General features: G+C 57.4%; 19 protein-coding genes and 1 pseudogene. 9 read left to right on the plus strand and 11 right to left on the minus strand.

Annotated features, from left to right (window positions below; all coding sequences use genetic code 11):
- The 4 genes and pseudogenes from A7P95_RS11960 to A7P95_RS07430 all read left to right on the plus strand — a co-directional run.
- Positions 1-200 (plus strand): annotated as a pseudogene (locus tag A7P95_RS11960) (TIGR02594 family protein); the annotation flags it as partial.
- Between the two features lie 164 nt (positions 201-364).
- Positions 365-706, plus strand: coding sequence for a hypothetical protein (locus A7P95_RS07425; protein WP_067593413.1), 342 nt, complete (start codon positions 365-367; stop codon positions 704-706).
- A complete protein-coding gene (locus A7P95_RS11965; RefSeq protein WP_169303231.1) occupies positions 690-860 on the plus strand; it encodes a hypothetical protein in 171 nt (56 codons plus the stop codon). The genes A7P95_RS07425 and A7P95_RS11965 overlap by 17 nt, the downstream gene beginning before the upstream one ends.
- A gap of 140 nt (positions 861-1000) precedes the next feature.
- Positions 1001-1900, plus strand: coding sequence for a plasmid partitioning protein RepB C-terminal domain-containing protein (locus A7P95_RS07430; RefSeq protein ID WP_003822225.1), 900 nt, complete (start codon positions 1001-1003; stop codon positions 1898-1900).
- 889 nt (positions 1901-2789) lie between these two features.
- Here A7P95_RS07430 and A7P95_RS07435 read toward each other — a convergent pair.
- From A7P95_RS07435 to pheA, 5 genes are all read right to left on the minus strand, one after another.
- On the minus strand, positions 2790-4919 hold the full coding sequence (locus A7P95_RS07435; protein ID WP_067593416.1) for a lysine decarboxylase LdcC: 2130 nt from the start codon (positions 4917-4919) through the stop codon (positions 2790-2792).
- 848 nt (positions 4920-5767) lie between these two features.
- Positions 5768-6394: an LOG family protein gene (locus A7P95_RS07440; RefSeq protein WP_342667768.1), complete on the minus strand. Its 627-nt coding sequence runs from the start codon at positions 6392-6394 to the stop codon at positions 5768-5770.
- Positions 6395-6510: 116 nt separating this feature from the next.
- Positions 6511-6930 carry a DUF6636 domain-containing protein gene (locus tag A7P95_RS07445; protein WP_067593418.1) on the minus strand — a complete coding sequence of 140 codons (420 nt, stop codon included), beginning with the start codon at positions 6928-6930 and terminating at the stop codon, positions 6511-6513.
- A gap of 170 nt (positions 6931-7100) precedes the next feature.
- The gene (locus A7P95_RS07450; protein ID WP_067593421.1) at positions 7101-7529 is read right to left on the minus strand and encodes a DUF6636 domain-containing protein; all 429 of its coding nucleotides are present in this window, start codon (positions 7527-7529) and stop codon (positions 7101-7103) included.
- A 150-nt stretch (positions 7530-7679) separates the two neighbouring features.
- Complete coding sequence (gene pheA, locus A7P95_RS07455) at positions 7680-8759, minus strand: prephenate dehydratase (protein ID WP_067593424.1); 1080 nt, start codon at positions 8757-8759, stop codon at positions 7680-7682.
- 35 nt (positions 8760-8794) lie between these two features.
- On the opposite strand from pheA, the gene A7P95_RS11695 reads away from it, so the two are divergent.
- The 4 genes from A7P95_RS11695 (at position 8795) to A7P95_RS07470 (ending at position 11782) form a co-directional block, all read left to right on the plus strand.
- On the plus strand, positions 8795-9133 hold the full coding sequence (locus A7P95_RS11695; RefSeq protein ID WP_156503546.1) for a hypothetical protein: 339 nt from the start codon (positions 8795-8797) through the stop codon (positions 9131-9133).
- 73 nt (positions 9134-9206) lie between these two features.
- Positions 9207-10457, plus strand: coding sequence for a UDP-N-acetylglucosamine 1-carboxyvinyltransferase (gene murA / locus A7P95_RS07460; protein WP_067593426.1), 1251 nt, complete (start codon positions 9207-9209; stop codon positions 10455-10457).
- Between the two features lie 154 nt (positions 10458-10611).
- Positions 10612-10827: a 50S ribosomal protein L31 gene (gene rpmE / locus A7P95_RS07465; protein WP_067593429.1), complete on the plus strand. Its 216-nt coding sequence runs from the start codon at positions 10612-10614 to the stop codon at positions 10825-10827.
- A 199-nt stretch (positions 10828-11026) separates the two neighbouring features.
- Positions 11027-11782, plus strand: coding sequence for an endonuclease/exonuclease/phosphatase family protein (locus tag A7P95_RS07470; RefSeq protein ID WP_067593432.1), 756 nt, complete (start codon positions 11027-11029; stop codon positions 11780-11782).
- Here A7P95_RS07470 and A7P95_RS11700 read toward each other — a convergent pair.
- From A7P95_RS11700 to mpl, 5 genes are all read right to left on the minus strand, one after another.
- Positions 11779-11976 carry a hypothetical protein gene (locus A7P95_RS11700; protein WP_156503547.1) on the minus strand — a complete coding sequence of 66 codons (198 nt, stop codon included), beginning with the start codon at positions 11974-11976 and terminating at the stop codon, positions 11779-11781. The two genes, A7P95_RS07470 and A7P95_RS11700, sit on opposite strands and share 4 nt — an antisense overlap.
- Complete coding sequence (locus A7P95_RS07475; RefSeq protein ID WP_067593434.1) at positions 11952-12203, minus strand: BolA family protein; 252 nt, start codon at positions 12201-12203, stop codon at positions 11952-11954. Before A7P95_RS07475 ends, A7P95_RS11700 begins: the two co-directional genes overlap by 25 nt.
- 233 nt (positions 12204-12436) lie before the next feature.
- Positions 12437-13543, minus strand: a complete 1107-nt coding sequence (locus tag A7P95_RS07480) for a methyltransferase (protein WP_067593437.1) — start codon at positions 13541-13543, stop codon at positions 12437-12439.
- 151 nt (positions 13544-13694) lie between these two features.
- The gene (locus A7P95_RS07485; protein ID WP_067593440.1) at positions 13695-14246 is read right to left on the minus strand and encodes a hypothetical protein; all 552 of its coding nucleotides are present in this window, start codon (positions 14244-14246) and stop codon (positions 13695-13697) included.
- 150 nt (positions 14247-14396) lie between these two features.
- Positions 14397-15779 (minus strand): UDP-N-acetylmuramate:L-alanyl-gamma-D-glutamyl-meso-diaminopimelate ligase, encoded by a 1383-nt coding sequence (gene mpl, locus A7P95_RS07490; protein ID WP_067593443.1) that lies wholly within the window; start codon positions 15777-15779, stop codon positions 14397-14399.
- Between the two features lie 262 nt (positions 15780-16041).
- Here mpl and A7P95_RS07495 point away from each other — a divergent pair, with 262 nt between their 5' ends.
- Positions 16042-16956, plus strand: a complete 915-nt coding sequence (locus A7P95_RS07495) for a hypothetical protein (protein ID WP_067593446.1) — start codon at positions 16042-16044, stop codon at positions 16954-16956.
- A gap of 128 nt (positions 16957-17084) precedes the next feature.
- Here the strand turns inward: A7P95_RS07495 and A7P95_RS07500 are convergent, their stop codons facing one another.
- Positions 17085-17759 carry a M48 family metallopeptidase gene (locus A7P95_RS07500; RefSeq protein WP_067593449.1) on the minus strand — a complete coding sequence of 225 codons (675 nt, stop codon included), beginning with the start codon at positions 17757-17759 and terminating at the stop codon, positions 17085-17087.
- Between the last annotated feature and the right edge of the window lie 8 nt (positions 17760-17767).

Consider the following 17767-nt stretch of genomic DNA (forward strand, 5'->3'; position numbering starts at 1 on the left):
TTGGGCAGGATAAGCATGGCAACCTGATGGTGTTGGGTGGTAACCAGGGCGATGCGGTCAATATCAAACCGTTTGCCAAGAGCCGCGCAGTGGCCTATCTGTGGCCGAACAAAGGCGGCAAGCCAGCTTATCCCGCCGAAGAACGCTATACGCTGCCGCTGTTGCAGAGCGACGGGAAGCTGAGTAGGAACGAGGCGTAGTTTTAAGGTCAAAATGTTTGAAAGAAGGTGCCATGATCTTGATTGGCTGATTTGTAAAAACTGGAATTTAACATTTTTTTTATGTTGTATTCAATGCTTTTTGCACTATGCCAAGCAGAATATATCTTGAATTGATCTATTGAAACATCTTGAAAAGGGTCTCTATGATGTGGTTTTTTAAATACTGGAAGCCGCTGCTTGGCGGCGTACTGCTGATAGCCGTAATCGGCGGTGAAATCTACTACGGCAAACTGCGCTATCAGGCGGGCTACGATGCAGCCAAGGCTGCCATCCATGCCAAGATGTCAGAGCAGCAGCAGAAGCAGCAGAAAACCGCCCGCGAGGCGAGCGCGGAATATCAACAAGGAAAGTCCGAACGGGACGGGAAAGCGAGAGTGCAGCGTGAATTGGTACAACAAATTATCGAGCGGCCTGTGTATATTGATGATTGCACTGATGCAAGCGGGGTGTCAGTCCTCAACGCCGCCATTGCCGAACGCCGTTGAGCCGCCCGCCGACTTGGCTACGCCCTGCCCAAGGCTACCTGAATTGTCCGGCACAACTGGCAAGGTGATGCTGCCGTGGGCGCTGGAGGTGGTGCATCTGTATAACGACTGCGCCGCCCGGCATGACGGGTTGATAAAGGCATGGCCAAGGTAAGAAATCCGTTCCGCAAAAAATTCCCAGCCTTTGATTATATTGGATAAAAATTAGCTTCAAACGCAACGATTGCGGAACGGAAATATAGCTGGAAGTATTACAAATCCTTGATTCGTTATGTTCTAGGGAAATATATATCAATGAATCAGCCTAAACACATCGCTTATGCTTTCCAAGCATCATTGAAGAACATCGCGCTCAAAGATATTCAAACCATGCACCCCTTCCCCGCAGGGATACGGGAAAGCGTGAAGTTCAAAAGCATCTTGGCCTCAGTAGAGGAAATTGGTGTTATTGAGCCGCTGGCTGTTTATGAAGAAAACGGTAAGTACCTCTTACTGGACGGTCATCTCCGTCTGCTTGCCTTACAAGAACTAGGAATCGACACGGTAGTATGTCTGCTGTCCACAGACGATGAAGGATTTACCTATAACCGGCAAATTAACCGGTTAAGCCCGATTCAGGAATACCGGATGATCAGCCGTGCAATTGGCAAAGGCATATCAAGGGAGAAAATTGCCAAAACCCTGAATATCAACTTATCCGGAATCGAAAGCAAGTTGAATTTGCTGAATGATATCGCGCCCGAAGTAGCCGCGAAACTCGCAGACAAGCATCTGGCACAAGATACGTTTCGGATTCTCCGAAAAATGAAACCCATCCGACAGATGGAAGCTGCAGATATGATGATTGCAGCCAACAAGTTCACCAAGTCCTATGCGGAGATGATCTTGGTGGCCTCCTCCCAGGAAGACTTGGTTGATCATGCTCAGAAAAAGAAAAAGCACTCGGATAGTCTAGAAAAACTTTCACTGTTGGAACAAGAAATGGACAGGTTGAAGGAGGACTATACCCGGACGGAGAAAGAAATTAGTGATACCAATCTGTCTTTGATTGTGGCTGGCGGTTATTTAAAAAGATTGTTAGATAACTCTGCCGTGAAAGAGTTCATCAGCTTGTATTATGCGGACATCCTAACCGCATTAGATACGGTTTCCCAGCAATTACAACAAGCCCCGATGTCTCTTGAGAAAGAGTAAAGTATCAAAAAAGCTGTCTCATTTCTGAAAGGTGGCTTTTTTAGCTTTGTCACTCCAATCATAAAAAGTACGCTTCCCTCCGAAAAAGTAGTGGCTAATGAAAACACACTAGAAAATCAATCTTCTGTGTGAAACCCAGAACCGGGCGCTGGGAGATATAGCTGAAAAAATGGGAATGTCTCCTAGCAGCTATGCCAAGATTGAACGGGAAAGCACAAATCGCAAGATTTGATTGTTGAAGTAGAAAAATTGAAGGCGAGCTTGCTGCATAAGTTGGAACTGCTTGTGGTTGACGGAGGTGTTGTGGGAAATGTATAGAGGGGCAGACTAAGCGTTTCCTTTGTTTTGCATAATGAAGATATTGGTTTTGTGCAAATTTGGATTTAACTTCGATACACTGTCTCGGCAGCTTAAAATTTTGCTGGATTGATGTGTTGTATTCTAGAGTTCTCTATGTCAGCCCCAAGTTTTAATCAAAACCCTATGTTAATTTTGTAAAATATAATGCTATTATTATTCTATTCTTGGCGTTATTTTTACGTATTTTGAAGAATTATGCTAATTTTCAGAAATAATAAATTGAAATCATTGTGATTTTATTTTTACGGTTTATATTATATAGAAACGACCGTTCTGAGTTACATATAGCGGACTTGCCCGAACCATATCAAGGCTACCTGAAAAGTTGCTGCGGCAGTTTTTCAGGTAGCCTTTTGTTGTGAGGATGGTGTGCAAAGGCTTCAGGCTACCTGAAAATATGCGGGAGGATGCGGGCAGGGTTTTCAGGTAGCCTTTTATTGCCAGAATAGAAAACCGGCCTGATTGCTCAGGCCGGTTGGTTGGTGCAGCTTAAGGTTCAAGCTGCTTGGTGCCGGTTGGGCGCTTTGGGTTAAGCTTTGATGATCTTAACTTTGTAGCGGCCGTCGTCTTGACGGTAGGCACCGTGGATGTCGGTTTCGAAGCCGGGGAAGTGGGCGCCGATTTCGCACAGCATCATCAGGAATTCCAAGATGGGCTTGCTTTCTTCGGTGATCATTTCGCCAGGCATTACCAAGGGCACGCCGGGAGGATAGGGCAGAATCATGTTGGCGTTGATTTTGCCGATCATGTCTTCCAGGTAGCAGTCTTCAATCTGGCCTTTGAGCTCGAGCTGGAAGGCTTTGTGCGGGTTCATCACCATGGTCGGCAACACTTCGAATGCGCTGAACATGAGTTCGGGTAGGTTGTGTTTGCAGATCAGGCTGTGGATGCCTTGGGCCAGTTCTTGAATCCGCATGTCTTTGTAGAACGACGGGGATTCGTTGAACACGCGCGGCAATACTTCTTCCACGGTGGCGTTGGCGTCGTACAGGGATTTGAACTCGTTCAGGGCGTGCAGCAGGCCGAGGGCTTTGGTATCGTCCACGCCGATGCTGAACAGCACGAGGATGTTATAGGGGCCGGTTTTCTCTACGATGATGCCGCGGTCGTCCAGGAATTTGGATACGAGGTTGGCGGGAATACCGGTTTTTTCCAGCTGGCCGTTTTTATCGAGGCCCGGGGTGAGCAGGGTTACCTTGATCGGGTCGAGGTACATGTGCTGAGCGTCGATGTCTTTGAAGCCGTGCCATTTGTCGGTTTGATGCAGCTCCCAGCATTCGATGGTGTCGACGTTTTCAGGCTGCCATACGTCGAAATACCATGAATCGGAAGAGGCTTTGTGTTTCTTGATTTCCTTGCGGAATTTAATGGCGCGCTCTAAGGAATCCTGCATGATGCGTTTGCCGGGGTTGCCGCGCATCATGGCGGCGGCCACTTCGGTGGCGGCTACCATCGGGTAGAACGGGGAAGTGGAGGTGTGCATCATGTAGGCTTCGCCGAAGGTGGCGGTGTTCAGGTTGCCCTTCACGTGGATCATGGAAGCCTGTGAGAATGCGGCCAGAAGTTTGTGGGTGGAGTGGGTTTCAAAGATCACTTTGTCTTTGGCCTGTTTGCCGCCCATACCGGTTTTGCCTTCGTAGATCGGGCTGAAGTTGGTGTAGGGCACCCAGGCGGAGTCGAAGTGGATGGATTTCACATCGAGGGTGTCTTTGATTTTGTCGGTGTTGTAGAACAGGCCGTCGTAAGTGGAGTTGGTGATGACGGCATGCACCGGCCAAGTGGCGCCAGGAACTTTGGCGAGTTTTTCGTTGATGATTTCTTTGGTGAACTCTTTCTGCGGGATACCGCCCAAGATGCCGTAGGCGTTGCGGGTCGGTTTCAGATACACCGGAGTGATGTCGCTCATCATCAACAGGTGGGTTAATGATTTGTGGCAGTTGCGGTCGATCAGCACGGTGCTGCCGGCGGGCACGGAATACATACCCACGATTTTGTTGGCGGTGGAAGTACCGTTGGTAACGATGTAGCTGTGATCGGCATTGAAGGTTTCGGCGATGTATTCTTCGGCCTCTTTATGCGGGCCGGAGTGGTCGAGCAGGGAGCCCAGCTCGCCCATAGAAACTGAAATGTCTGATTTGAAGGTGTTTTCGCCGTAGAAGTCGTAGAACAGGCTGCCCACCGGGGATTGCAGGTAGGCGGTACCGCTCATGTGGCCCGGCGTACAGAATGTGTATTTGTTTTCGCCCACGTAGTCGAACAATGCTTTGGTGAACGGAGGCGTGATTTCGTCGATGTAATGGTGGATGGCTTTTTCGATTTTGTCCACCACGTCTTCATTACTGAACAGGTGGCAATCGATGAAGGTGGCATGGTCGCCCACGGCACCGAAGTCTACCGGCTGGTCGCAGTCGGTGGTTTTCAGGATAAATACAGGCAGCTCTTCGTTGAGCGCAATGATTTTCTGATCTAATTCCTTGTTAAAAATATCCAATGTGCAGAGCACGGAACCTATTCTGGCGTCATGTTTCAGAAGCGTCAGGATTTCTTGCTGGTCATGGGCTATCAGGATGGTGTACCCACCCTTTTCCAAAGAGGCAACGAGACTCTTGACATAGTCTCCCAATTCCTTCTGACCACAGCCTAATAAGATATTCTTCATGACATCAATCCTTATAAATAAATTAAAAAACAGCTGCTTTACTGCAAATCCGGGCAAGCCCGGCTCTTTTTGAAGCCGCCGTGCCGCAAATGAAGCCGGGCACAACAGCAACAAACTCCCGCCGTTGGCTGATGCAAACGGCAAAAAATAAACCTGCATACGGCATATGCAGGCAGGGTGCGATTGATAGAGTGTTAATGATTTTCCGATTCGGCAGGCTCGGAGGGCTTGGCGGCGGGCGCGGTCGGCACTGGCAGCGAAGCGGTACGGAGTCGGGAAATCCGATAAACGGTTAAGAACTGATAATTTTACTTAACAGTTGATTCAGCCGTTGCACTCGGGTAAACGGGCTGTTAAAAACAGCCTGGCACCGTGCATGCATAAAAACAAACTGATTTTAAAGAACTATTTGATGTGGATTGTGCAAAATTGGCAGCTTGTTTGAATGGCTACCTATTTATTGATACATCATATCATAAAATGCGGGGGAATGGCTTGACCTTGGTCATAAAATTTTAGAGCTTGAGTTTGAAAGAAGTTTTTTCTGCCGTGTTGGAGCCTGTGGAGAGGGAGTCGGGGAGGGGGTTGCGTTTTGTTTGTGAATATCAAAACGGCAGGTATGATATTGTACACCTGCCATTGGGATTATTGGTTGGGTTGTCTTAAGGAGAAATTTGGCATGGTTTGCGCCAAAGTATGGGTTGTTTCGTTAGGTTTGATATTTTCAGGTAGCCTGAACAGATGATGTGGCTACCTGAAAATATGTTGTGGGGTTTGTGTATTGCATTCAATCAGGATGGGGCTGCTTGGATATTTTAGCTTCGCAGAAACTCCGCTGTGCTGCGTTTTCAGGTAGCCCCTGCTGCGATTTTGGCTTCTTCGGCCTGCTGCCAGGCGGGGCGTTTCCATTTCGGGGCGTCGTGGAATCGGTAGGCGGCCATTTTGGCGAGCAGGGCGGGGATTTGGCTGTCTACGCAGACAAGGCCGGTGTTGGCGGGGGGCATGAAGCCTTGGTCGGCGGTGTGTTGCAGAAGGGCGGTGAAGGGGTCGAAATAGCCGCCGATGTTGAGCAGGCCGACGGGCTTGCGGTGCAGCTTGAGCTGGGCGGCGGAGAGGACTTCAAACAGCTCTTCGTAGGTGCCGAGGCCGCCGGGCAGGGCGATGAAGGCGTCGGCGAGCTCTATCATTTTGGTGCGGCGTTCAGCCATGCTGTCGGTGATGATGAGCTCGGTGAGGCGGCCGTGGGCCATTTCTTCGTGGCGCAGGAAGGTGGGGATGATGCCGGTGACTTGGCCGCCGGCGTCGAGCACGGCATTGGCGGTTTCGCCCATGAGGCCGATGCCGCCGCCGCCATATACGAGGCGGCTGCCGCGTTGGGCGATGGCGCGGCCGAGCTCGCGGGCGGCTTGGGCGTAGCGGGGGTCTTCGCCGAGGTTGGAGCCGCAATAGACGACGATGTTGTTCATTTGGTTCATGGTTGTGCTTTCGGGTGCCTCTTGGGGCGGTGGTTGGGTGTGTGGTGTGTCCGTTTCGCTGAAACCGGTTTTTCAGGTAGCCTGTGTGTGCGGGCTACCTGAAAAATGGGTGCGGCTTAGAACAGGCGTTGGCGGCGGCGGCTGATTTCGAAGCCGTGGTTTTGGCTGTTGGCGCAGGTCATGCCGCTGGTGCGGCTGGTGTACTGCCAGCCGTCGCCGCGCAGGGTTTGGCCGTAGGGGAGGATGCGGCTGTCGGGGCTGGCGAGGCTGTCGCCCACGCAGCCCATTTGGGTGCGGCCGGTGCGGGCGATGGTGAAGTTGCCGCCCCAGTCGAGCTCGCAGTCGGCCGGTTTGGGGCGGACGGGGTGTTCGGGAGCGGGAATCTGGCATTCCACTACGCCGGGGGTGTGGCCGTACATGCAGTTGATGTGGCCGCTGGGGCTGCGGAAGAGTTGGATGTCGGCATGGGCGGCGCCGGCGGCAAGGAGGAGGATGGCGGCGAGGGGGAGGATGGCGGCGAGGGGGAGGGTGCGCATGGTGCGGTTCCTTAATATAGGGGAGGAAAGCGGGGATTTTACCTGAAAGCGGGGATGTGTGGGTTTCGTAGGCTTGGTTTTTAGCTTCGCAGAAACTCGGCTTCCTACGGAAATATGTTTTTCAGGTAGCCTTTTGCTGCATCAAGAGGCTACCTGAAAAATATGCGTGCTTAGAAGCGGCGCAGGCTGTTTGGGCTGATTTCGAAGCCGTGGCCTTCGGGGTTGGTGCAGGTCATGTTGCCGGATTGGCTGGTGCATTGCCAGTTGGGCTGGTTGAAGAATATGTACGACTTTCCTTCGGTGAGGACAACGCTGCCGCTGCCGTGCTGGTTGTAGCGGTTGCAGTTGAGGCGGGTGGGGCCGCTGCGGAATAGGGAGATGCTGCCGCTCCATTGGCCGGGCTCTTTTGGGGTGTCGCAATCTCGTGGTTCGGGGGTAACGGGAATGGGCTTGGCTAAGTGGGAAACTTCGCAGGTGATCTGTGGGTATGCGCCGCCGTATTCGTAGGTGATTTGGCCGTTGGCGTTTTGGAAGTAGCTGAGCTCGGCGTGGGCGGTGCCGGCGGCGAGGAGAAGGGCGGCGAGGGATAAGGTGCGCATGGGTTGTGCCTTTTTGTGTGTTTGGGAAAGGGTTTCCGCAAAGTGGTGATTTTGGTTTTTAGCTTTGCAGAAACTCAGTTTTCTGCGGAAATATGTTTTTCAGGTAGCCTGTTGTTGCATTAAGAGGCTACCTGAAAAATATGGCGGGCATTAGAGCACGGCTTGGGGATAGGCGCCGATGATTTTCACGAAGGCGGCGCGTTCGGTCATGGCGTCGAGGGCGTGGCGCACGGCGGGGGTGTCGGCGTGGCCTTCGATGTCAATGAAGAATACGTAGTCCCACAGGCCGGCGCGGCTGGGGCGGCTTTCGAGCTTGGTCATGGAAATGCCGTGGTCGGCGAAGGGTTGGAGCAGGTGGTGCACCACGCCGGGGCGGTTGGGGGTGGAAACGATGAGGGAGGTTTTGTCGCGGCCGGAGGGCTGGGTGTGGTTGTGGCCGAAGATGAGGAAGCGGGTGGTGTTGTTGGGCTCGTCTTCGATGTTTTCGGCGAGTTTGGCGAGTTGGTAGTGTTCGGCGGCGGCTTGGCCGGCGATGGCGGCGGCGTTGGGGTCGGCGGCGGCAAGGCGGGCGGCTTCGGCGTTGCTGGCCACGGAAATGCGGGTGGCGTGGGGCAGGTGGCGGTTGAGCCATTCATGGCATTGGGCGAGGGCTTGGGCGTGGGCATACACTTTTTCGGGCTGCGGGCTGCCGCCGCTTTGCCGGAGGAGGTGGTGGTGGATGCGCAGGAGGACTTCGCCGCAGGCGCGCAGGGGGGTGGACACCATGAGGTCGAGGGTGCGGCCGACGGGGCCTTCGGTGGAGTTTTCCACGGGGGCGACGGCGTAGTCGGCGAGGCGGGCTTCCACGAGGCGGAAGCATTCGTCGATGGAGGGACAGGGCTGGGTGTGGGCGGCGTGGCCGAAGTGTTTCACGGCGGCTTGCTGGGTGAAGGTGGCTTCGGGGCCGAGGTAGGCGATGGTGAGCGGGCGTTCCACGGCGAGGCATTCGCTCATCACTTCGCGGAAGAGACGGGTAACGGCTTCGTCGGGCAGGAGGCCGCCTTGGCTTTGGTTGAGGCTTTGAATGCGCTGCAATACTTGGGCTTCGCGCTCGGGGCGGTAGACGATGCCGGTGCCTTTGAGCTCGCCGATGGCGCGGGCGTGGCCGGCGCGCTGGTTGAGCAGCTTGAGGATTTCGGCGTCGATGGCGTCGATGGCTTGGCGGTGGGGGGGGAGGGCTTGGTCGGTCATGGCGCGGCCTTTGGGTGAGGGGGGGAATGGGCGGATTGTACCGCAAGAAGGCGGGTGGAAAACGTGCTCCGTTGGTTTTCATGCAGTTGAAGCTGATGTTTTACAGGCAGCCTCGCTATGCAAACGGGGCAGGAGGCTACCTGAAAAACGGGTTTCCGAGTTTTAAACCGCTTTGGGGTGCAGGTTTGGCTGTATGTCGGTTTACATTTTCAGGTAGCCTTTCGCCGGGCAGACTACCTGAAAGCATCGGCTTCTGCGAAGTGAAACGAGCAAAGCGGATTTCGGAGCAGCCAACAACGTGTGCGCCTGCAAAACGAAAAACCAGCGGCAAATTTGCGCAAAAGCAGCCTATCGTGCAGGCAAAACGTTTATAATCCCGCGTTTTCAGGTAGCCTCTGCCCGAAGTGGCTGCCGCTTCAAACTAAATCTAAAGAAAATCAATTAAATATGGATAAGCTCAAAATTACTGGCAACGGCCCCCTGCACGGCGAAATCGTGGTGTCCGGCGCCAAAAACGCCGCGCTGCCGCTGATGTGTGCCGGCCTCCTAACCGAAGACCTCCTGCACCTCACCAACGTGCCCATGCTGGCCGATGTGAAAACCACCCACAAGCTGCTGCAAGGCATGGGCGCGGAGGTGGAAAGCGACGGCGTGAGCCAATTCAAAATCAACGGCGGCACGGTAAACAACACCTGCGCGCCGTATGAGCTGGTGAAAACCATGCGCGCCTCCATCCTCGTGCTCGGCCCCACACTGGCGCGTTTCGGCGAAGCCCAGGTGAGCCTGCCCGGCGGCTGCGCCATCGGCTCGCGCCCGGTAGACCAACACCTCAAAGGCCTGGAAACCATGGGCGCGGAAATCACCATCGAACACGGCTACGTGAAAGCGCGCGGCCGGCTCAAAGGCGCGCGCGTGGTGATGGACATGGTAACCGTGGGCGGCACCGAAAACCTGCTGATGGCCGCCACCCTGGCCGAAGGCACCACCGTGCTGGAAAACTGCGCCGTGGAGCCCGAAGTGGTGGACTTGGCCGAATGCCTGGTGAAAATGGGCGCCCAAATCAGCGGCATCGGCACGCCCACCCTCACCATCCAAGGCGTGGAGAAACTGCACGGCTGCACCCACAGCGTGGTGCCCGACCGCATCGAAGCCGGCACCTTCCTCTGCGCCGTGGCCATGACCGGCGGCGATGTGCGCCTAGTAAACGCCGCCCCGAAAACCATGGAAGCCGTGCTCGACAAGCTCGCCGAAGCCGGCGCCGATATACAAACCGGCGAAAACTGGATCCACATCAAAATGGCGCAGCGCCCGAAAGCCGTGGATTTGCGCACCGTGCCCCATCCCGGCTTCCCCACCGATATGCAGGCGCAGTTTATGGCGCTCAACGCCGTGGCGGAAGGCAGCAGCCGCGTGGTGGAAACCATCTTTGAAAACCGCTTCATGCACGTGCCCGAGCTCAACCGCATGGGCGCGCAGATTAGCGCCGAAGGCAACACCGCGCTCATCAAAGGCGTGGCCAAGCTTTCCGGCGCCACCGTGATGGCCACCGATTTGCGCGCCTCCGCCAGCCTGGTGATTGCCGGGCTCGTGGCCGACGGCGAAACCATTGTGGAGCGCATCTACCACCTCGACCGCGGCTACGAGCACATCGAAGAAAAACTGGGCAAAGTGGGCGCCAAAATCGAGCGCGTGAAATAATTTGGTTTTTGCTCAACATAAAGGCTACCTGAAAGGTTTCAGGTAGCCTCTTCCCCGTCAACACCCTATTGCTTTTTAAACCGTTTTTAGGCATAATGCACCGTTTGTCTGTAGTATAGGCAAATCCCCTATACCCGCTTAGTAAAGGAAAATCATGAAACCCGAAATTCATCCCGACTACCACGATGTCAACGTTACCTGCTCTTGCGGTAACAAATTCACCACCAAATCGGCCATGGCCAAAACCGACTTCACCATCGAAGTTTGCTCAGAATGCCATCCGTTCTACACCGGCAAACAGAAAATCGTGGACAGCGCCGGCCGCGTGGACAAATTCAACCAGAAATACGGCAATATGTTCAAACGCTAATCCGCCGTGTTTCCTCGGGCTGCCAGCAGGCAGCCTTTTGTTTTGCCCGCAGGATTCGCACGGAGGAAAAGGTAATGCTTGGAAAAAATGCCTCACGCCGCCACCTGTCGGCGTATGATGTATTCAGCACCAGTTGGCACATAAGATGCTACCTGAAAAATCATTCCCTTTCCTGCCACCGCACACCGCCGGAAACACCATGCCCAGCGCTATTTCCATCACCACCTACAACATCCACAAAGGCATGTCGCCGCTCAACCGGCGGCTGCAACTGCCGCAAATGGTTGATGCCCTCCAGCATCTGGACACCGACATCCTATTTTTGCAGGAAGTGCAGGGCGCGCACGGCAAACGGCAGCAGCGCGTACCCGAATTCTCCGGCGAGCCGCATGCCGACCTCATCGGCCGCCGCCTCGCCTTCGCCAGCAGCTACGGTCAAAACGCCACCTACGCCAATCGCCACCACGGCAACGCCATCCTCAGCCGCCTGCCGCTGGAAACCCGCGCCAACCTCAACGTATCCGTAAACCGCCTCGAGCAGCGCGGCGTGTTGCATTGCGAAATCCGCCCGCCCGGCTGGGAAGTGCCGCTCACCTGCCTGTGCGTGCATCTCAACCTGCGCGAAGCCGACCGCAAGCTGCAATACCGCGCCATCGCCGACTACATCCAAAGCCAAATCCCCGCCGACGCCCCGCTGATTCTGGCCGGCGATTTCAACGATTGGCGGCACCAATCGTGCAGCCGTTTCGGCCGCCTGCTGGGCTTAGACGAAGCCTTCGTGCGCTTTGCCGGCAGCCAGCCCAAAACCTTTCCCGCCCGCCTGCCCATATTGAGCCTAGACCGCATCTACACGCGGCATTTAAACGTGCTGGACGCCATGAGCCACCAAGGCCTGCCCTGGCAATTGTTGTCCGACCATCTGCCTTTGTCGGCGGTGGTGGAGCTGCGGAGTTAGCGGCACAATAGTGAGGCTACCTGAAAAATATTGGCATGGAAGGGAGCGATATTTTTGGCCTCGCAGAAGCCGACGTTTTCAGGTAGCCTTTTGATATGCGCTGCCTTAGATAGAGAAAAACAGCCGCCGACAGGGAAACCGGTCGGCGGCTTGGTTTTGGCGGCGGGGTTTAGTGCCCTTGTTTGGCTGCCCATTCGGCCGGGGTGGCGGCCACGGAGATGGAAAGGGCGTGCAATTCGTTGCTGGCCAGTTTGTCGGCCAGGCCGTCTTTGATCAGGCGGTGGCGGGCGAGGCGGGCTTTGCCTTCAAAATCGGCGGATACGATGGCGGCGAAGAAGTGGTGGCCGTCGCCTTCCACTTGAATCAGCTCGGCATCAACGATTTCGCCAATCATGGCTTGTACTTGTTCGGGGGTGAGCATGGTGTGTCCTGTGTTGTGGGATGGAAAGGCGCGTTTATAGCAAAACGGGCGGGGATTGTCATGTGCGGCGGGGGTTTTATTTGCACTTCGTTGCAGCTGTGTTTTCAGGTAGCCTTCAAGGGGGAGAGGCTACCTGAAAATATTGGCTTGATGGCTTTCAAACCAAGTTGCTGGCTGGATAGCTTGCTTGTGCTGATTTTGCACGGTGTTTCGGTTTTGCAAACACTCGGCTTTCAGCTGGCCTGTGCGGGCTGCAGAACGTAGAGGCTCACGGTTTCGCGGAGGCGGGCGTGGGCGAGGGGGTTGGCGGCGTCGCGGCTTTTGGGGTGCTGCGGGCGGGTGTCGAGGCGTTGGGCGACGGTGAGGCCGGCGGCGGCGATGTGCTCGGCCAGCTCGCCGGGCCGGCGCAGGCCGAGGTGTTCGGCGAGGTCGGACATGATGAGCCAGATTTGCCCGCCGGGATTGAGGTGTTCGGGGGCGCGCCGGAGGAAGGTTTGCAGCATGGTGCTGCCGGGGTCGTAGAGGGCGGTTTCGATGTCGGCGGCGGGTTTGGCGGGCAGCCAGGGGGGATTGCAGACGATGAGGTCGGCGCGGCTTTCGGGGAAGAGGTCGGCTTGCAGCAGGGTGATGTGGGGCAGGCCGAGGCGTTGGAAGTTGGCGCGGGCGCAGGCGATGGCGCGGGGGCTGTTGTCGGTGGCGGTGATGGCGGGAAGGCCGCGTTGGGCGAGGAGGGCGGCGATGACGCCGCTGCCGGTGCCGATGTCGAAGGCGCTTTGGGCGTGGGGCGGCAGCGGGGCGGCGGCGATGAGGTCGAGATACTCGCCGCGCAAGGGGGAAAACACGCCGAAAGGGACGTGGATGCGCGCGCCGAGGGCGGGGATTTCCACGCCTTTTTTGTGCCATTGGTGGGCGCCAATAAAGCCGAGCAGCAGGTTGAGCGGCAGCAGGAAGGGCTCGCTGTTGGGTGCGCCGAACACGTCGGCGAGGGCGGCGGATACATCGGGGGCGCGGCGCAGGGCGAGCCGATAGCCGGGGCTGATTTCCACCAACAGCATGTTGGCCAGGCGGCTGCGCTGGGCCTGCTGCATGTGGTGGGTGTGGAAATCGGGCGAGGCGGCGGCGGGGAGCTGGCGTTTGACGGCGCTCAGGAGCTGCACGGCTTGGTGGTAGTCGCCGCGCCAGAGCAGGGCTTGGCTTTGGCGGAAGTTTTTGAGGGCAGCTTTGGCGGAAAGGTTGGGCTCGGCCACGGCGAGCTCGGCGGGCGGCTTCTGGGCGGCGGTGTGGCGCCATTCGGCTTGGTGGGTTTGGCCTTGTTCTTGCCAGGTGAGGGTGTGGGGCATGGCGGGTAGGTTTGGTTGTGTTGATGATTCCAGGTAGCCTGCTGAATTGATGTAGGCTACCTGAAAAATGGTTGGATGCTTGAGCAATAGGCTACCTGAAAAACTGCTTATGCGGTTTCAGGTAGCCTTTTTTGCTGGTTTGGGCGGCTGGTTAGTTGGCGGAAATGGAAAGGGAGAGGATTTTGCTGTTGGGCTGGTAGCGGGTGGTGCGGCGGGGCAGGCTGTCGCTGCCGGAGTAGCGGCCGGCGTCTTCCACTTGGATGGTGAGCCAGGCGGGCTGGCGCTGGAAGGTGGCAAATTCGCGGGCTTCGATTTCGCTCTGCACGATTTCTTTCACGCGGCCGAGTTTGCCAACGGCTTCTTGCAGGCTCATGCCGGGGCGGACGCCGGAGACGGTGCGGCAGGCGGGGCTGCTGCTGCTGAGCATGGTGATTTTGGCGCGTTGGTTGATGTGGGAGCCGGGGTCGTCTGCGCTTTCTTGGTAGGCGAGGACGACGCTGCGGTCGGGCAGGGTGATGGCGATGTAGCCGACGCCTTCGCCGTCGCTGGTGCGCTGGAGGCGGGCGCGGGGGATTTGCTGCTTCACTTGGGCGGGGGTTTGGCCGAGGCGGATGCCGCCGATGCTGTTGGCCTGAATCAGGCATTCGGCGGCGGCGGGGGCGGAAAGGGCGGTGAGCATGAGGGCGGTGAGGATGGGTTTCATGGTGGGCTTTCGGTGGTTGGGGGATTTTGGTTTTCAGGTAGCCTGATTGTACAGGGAAGAGGCTGCTTAAAAGCGATTGATCGGCATGAGTTTTGTTGAAGCTCAAGTTTTCAGGTAGCTCATGCGCAAGCAAGGCTACCTGAAAAAATTTCATCCCCGCGCCAAACCGTCCAGCAGCTTTTGATGAATGCCGCCGAAGCCGCCGTTGCTCATCACGAGGATGTGGTCGCCGCTCTCGGCGTGGCTCAGGATGCTTTGCACGAAGGCGGCGAAATCGTTGCCGGTGTGCAGTTTGCCGCCGAGGGGGGCGAGGGTGGCGGCCACGTCCCATTCCACGCCGCCGCCGTAGCAGAACACTTGGTCGGCTTCGGCCAGGCTTTCCGGCAGGGCGGCCTTCATGCTGCCGAGCTTCATGGTGTTGGAGCGCGGCTCGAGCACGGCCAGGATGCGCGCCTTGCCCACCTTTTGCCGCAGCCCGGCCACGGTGGTGGCGATGGCGGTGGGGTGGTGGGCGAAGTCGTCATACACGGTGATGCCGCGCACGCAGCCTTTGATTTCCATGCGCCGCTTCACGTTTTGAAACTGCGAAAGCGCTTCGCAGGCTACCTGAATAGTCACGCCGGCATGTCGGGCGGCGGCAATCACGGCCAATGCGTTGAGGCGGTTGTGTTCGCCCAACAGCGGCCAGGCGATATGGCCGACAACTTGGCCGTGGTGCAGCACGTCGAACGCGCCGTGCTCGTCCGGCTCGCCGGCCTGCCAGCCTTCGGCACTGCCGAAGCCTTCCACCGGCGTCCAGCAGCCTTGCGACAATACTTGTTGCAGGCTTTCCTGGCGCGCGTTGCACACAATCAGGCCTTGGCCGGGGATGGTGCGCACGAGGTGGTGGAACTGGGTTTGGATGGCGGCCAGATTGGGGAAGATGTCGGCGTGGTCGTATTCGAGATTGTTCAGGATGGCGGTGCGCGGGCGGTAGTGCACGAATTTGCTGCGCTTGTCGAAAAAGGCGGTGTCGTATTCGTCGGCTTCGATCACGAAGAAGGGCGAACGGCTGGCCGGGTCGGCCTGGGGCGCCTGCGGCAGGCGGGCGGAAATGCCGAAGTTTTGCGGGATGCCACCGATGAGGAAGCCGGGGGCGAGGCCGGCGTATTCCAGCACCCAGGCGAGCATGGAGGCGGTGGTGGTTTTGCCGTGCGTGCCGGCCACGCCAAGCACCCAGCGGCCGGCGAGCACGTTTTCCGCCAGCCATTGCGGGCCCGACACATAGGGCAGGCCGCGATTTAAAATGGCTTCGATCACGGGCATGCCGCGCTTGGCCACGTTGCCGACCACATACACATCGGCGGGAAACTCGCCCAGCTGTTCGGCGTCGAAGCCTTCGTGCACGGCAATGCCCAGCTCGGCCAGCTGCGTACTCATCGGCGGATACATTTTGGCGTCGCAGCCGCTCACTTTGAAGCCTGCTTCTTGCGCGATGGCGGCGAGCCCGCCCATAAATGTGCCGCCGATGCCGATGATGTGGATGTGTTGCATAGCCGAAAGCCTTCTTTAGAAAACGGAAAGGCGGAATTATAGCGGATTGGCGCGGCGGCGGGCATGGGTTGGGGTTTGGGCGGCCTTAAGGGCAGATAAGAGGCTACCTGAAAAATGAAGTATGGCGTGTTGTTTATGCAGCACAGGCTGTGTCTGGGGCGGATTGGCAAATTTCAGCCGGCCTTTGGAATAAACCTGTTGATTTGACAATAAAACCGCTGAAATTTAGAATCGCGCCGTTTTGGCTTTCGGATAAAGGAAAATGGTAAAACGCGTGTTGGTGGTGTCGTATTCGCAGAGCGGGCAGCTGGCGCGGCTGAAGGAGAGTTTCCTGCGCGATTGGCGCGGCGATGCGGCCATCGAGGTGGACGATGTGGTGCTGCGGCCGCAGCGGCCGTTTGCTTTCCCGTGGCGTTTTCTGCCGTTTTTCGATGCCTTCCCTGAAACGGTGCATTTACAGCCCGCGCCCATCGAGCCGCCCGAGCTGGCGCATGAGCGTTATGATTTGGTGGTGATTGCTTACAGCGTGTGGTTTTTGTCGCCCGCGCCGCCGGTTACGGCGTTTTTGCAAAGTGCGGCGGGGCGGCGGGCGTTGCGCGATACGCCGGTGATCACGCTGATCGGCTGCCGCAATATGTGGCTGATGGCGCAGGAAAAAATGAAGCGGCTGCTGGCGGATGCTGGGGCGCGGCTGATAGGCAATGTGGTGAAAATCGACCAATGCGGCAGTGCCGCCAGCTTCATTACCACGCCGCTGTGGATGTTTACCGGCAAACGGCAGGCCGTGCCTTGGCTGCCGGCGGCGGGCATCAGCGAGGCGGAAATCGCCGATATGGCGCGCTTCGGGCGGCGCACCGCCGAGGCTTTGTGGCGCGATGAGTCGCTGGATGAAACGCTGCTGCAACACATGGGCGCGGTGAAAATCAACGAAAAACTGATGGCCAGCGAGCGCGTGGGGCACCGCAGCTTTTTGCTGTGGGGGCGGCTGGTGATGGCGGCGGGGCGGGTGTCGCCGCTGCTCAGGCGGCTGGTGTTGTGCGTGTATATTGTGTTTCTGCTGGGGATGATCCTCACTGTGGTGCCGATCGGCGCGCTGCTGAAAACGTTGCTTGCGCCGATGCGCCGCGAGCGGATGCGGCGTGAGCGGGCGTATTATGCGGCGCCGTCGGGGGAGTAGCTCAAGGCCACCTGAAAAATATAGATATTTGATTAGTAATAAATATTTTCATATTTGCTAAATAATAAGGCTACCTGAAAATGCCAGATGGGTTTTCAGGTAGCCTTTTGTTTGGGCGGGCGCGGCGGCTAGAGGGCGAACAGCTCGCGGCCGTGCTGTTTGAGCCAGGCGGAGGCGGCGCTGCGGTGCGGGGTGTGTTGTTCGACCAGCGACCAGAAGGCGGAGCTGTGGTTGGCGTGGCGCAGGTGGCAGAGTTCGTGCACGCACACATAGTCGGCCACGTATGCGGGCGCACCGACGAGCCGCCAGTTGAGGCGGATGCTGCGCCGGCGGCACACGCCCCAGAAGGTTTGGGCGCGGGAGAGGGCGCTGTGCTCGGGGATAAGTTGCAGCCGCTCGGCGTGCTCGGCGAGGCGGGGGAGGAGGTAGGCTTCGGCTAGGGGCAGCAGGTGGCGGCGCAATCGGGCTTGCTGCTGCGGCCATTCGGCCGGCGGCAGGAGGATGCGGCCGGGCTGGATTTTGATGCCGGGTTGGGCATGGCTGTGCAGTCGGTGGGCTTGGCCGTGGAGCCAGATATGGCTTGGGGCGGCGGCGGGCGCGGGGGCGCGTTCGAGCATTTGGCGCAGGGCGGCTTCGTTGTGTTGCAGCCAGGGGCGCAGTTCGGGCAGGCCAAGCTGCGGCGGAGCGCTGAGGCGCAGGCTGCTTGCGCTGTGGGGGCGCAGGATGATGTTTTTCTTGGCGCGGCGGCTGAGGTGGAGCTGAATGGTTTGGCCGTTGGCGAGGGTGTGGGGGAGGAGGGGCATGGGTGGTT

The sequence above is a fragment of the Eikenella longinqua genome (genome assembly GCF_001648355.1).
In the GTDB taxonomy this organism is placed as follows: domain Bacteria; phylum Pseudomonadota; class Gammaproteobacteria; order Burkholderiales; family Neisseriaceae; genus Eikenella; species Eikenella longinqua.

Coding starts and splice junctions, on each gene's coding strand:
- A7P95_RS07425 (WP_067593413.1), top strand. CDS start 365: ATGATGTGGTTTTTTAAATACTGGAAGCCGCTGCTTGGCGGCGTACTG.
- A7P95_RS07430 (WP_003822225.1), top strand. CDS start 1,001: ATGAATCAGCCTAAACACATCGCTTATGCTTTCCAAGCATCATTGAAG.
- A7P95_RS07435 (WP_067593416.1), bottom strand. CDS start 4,919: ATGAAGAATATCTTATTAGGCTGTGGTCAGAAGGAATTGGGAGACTAT.
- A7P95_RS07440 (WP_342667768.1), bottom strand. CDS start 6,394: ATGAACCAAATGAACAACATCGTCGTCTATTGCGGCTCCAACCTCGGC.
- A7P95_RS07445 (WP_067593418.1), bottom strand. CDS start 6,930: ATGCGCACCCTCCCCCTCGCCGCCATCCTCCCCCTCGCCGCCATCCTC.
- A7P95_RS07450 (WP_067593421.1), bottom strand. CDS start 7,529: ATGCGCACCTTATCCCTCGCCGCCCTTCTCCTCGCCGCCGGCACCGCC.
- pheA (WP_067593424.1), bottom strand. CDS start 8,759: ATGACCGACCAAGCCCTCCCCCCCCACCGCCAAGCCATCGACGCCATC.
- murA (WP_067593426.1), top strand. CDS start 9,207: ATGGATAAGCTCAAAATTACTGGCAACGGCCCCCTGCACGGCGAAATC.
- rpmE (WP_067593429.1), top strand. CDS start 10,612: ATGAAACCCGAAATTCATCCCGACTACCACGATGTCAACGTTACCTGC.
- A7P95_RS07470 (WP_067593432.1), top strand. CDS start 11,027: ATGCCCAGCGCTATTTCCATCACCACCTACAACATCCACAAAGGCATG.
- A7P95_RS11700 (WP_156503547.1), bottom strand. CDS start 11,976: ATGGGCAGCCAAACAAGGGCACTAAACCCCGCCGCCAAAACCAAGCCG.
- A7P95_RS07475 (WP_067593434.1), bottom strand. CDS start 12,203: ATGCTCACCCCCGAACAAGTACAAGCCATGATTGGCGAAATCGTTGAT.
- A7P95_RS07480 (WP_067593437.1), bottom strand. CDS start 13,543: ATGCCCCACACCCTCACCTGGCAAGAACAAGGCCAAACCCACCAAGCC.
- A7P95_RS07485 (WP_067593440.1), bottom strand. CDS start 14,246: ATGAAACCCATCCTCACCGCCCTCATGCTCACCGCCCTTTCCGCCCCC.
- mpl (WP_067593443.1), bottom strand. CDS start 15,779: ATGCAACACATCCACATCATCGGCATCGGCGGCACATTTATGGGCGGG.
- A7P95_RS07495 (WP_067593446.1), top strand. CDS start 16,042: ATGGTAAAACGCGTGTTGGTGGTGTCGTATTCGCAGAGCGGGCAGCTG.
- A7P95_RS07500 (WP_067593449.1), bottom strand. CDS start 17,759: ATGCCCCTCCTCCCCCACACCCTCGCCAACGGCCAAACCATTCAGCTC.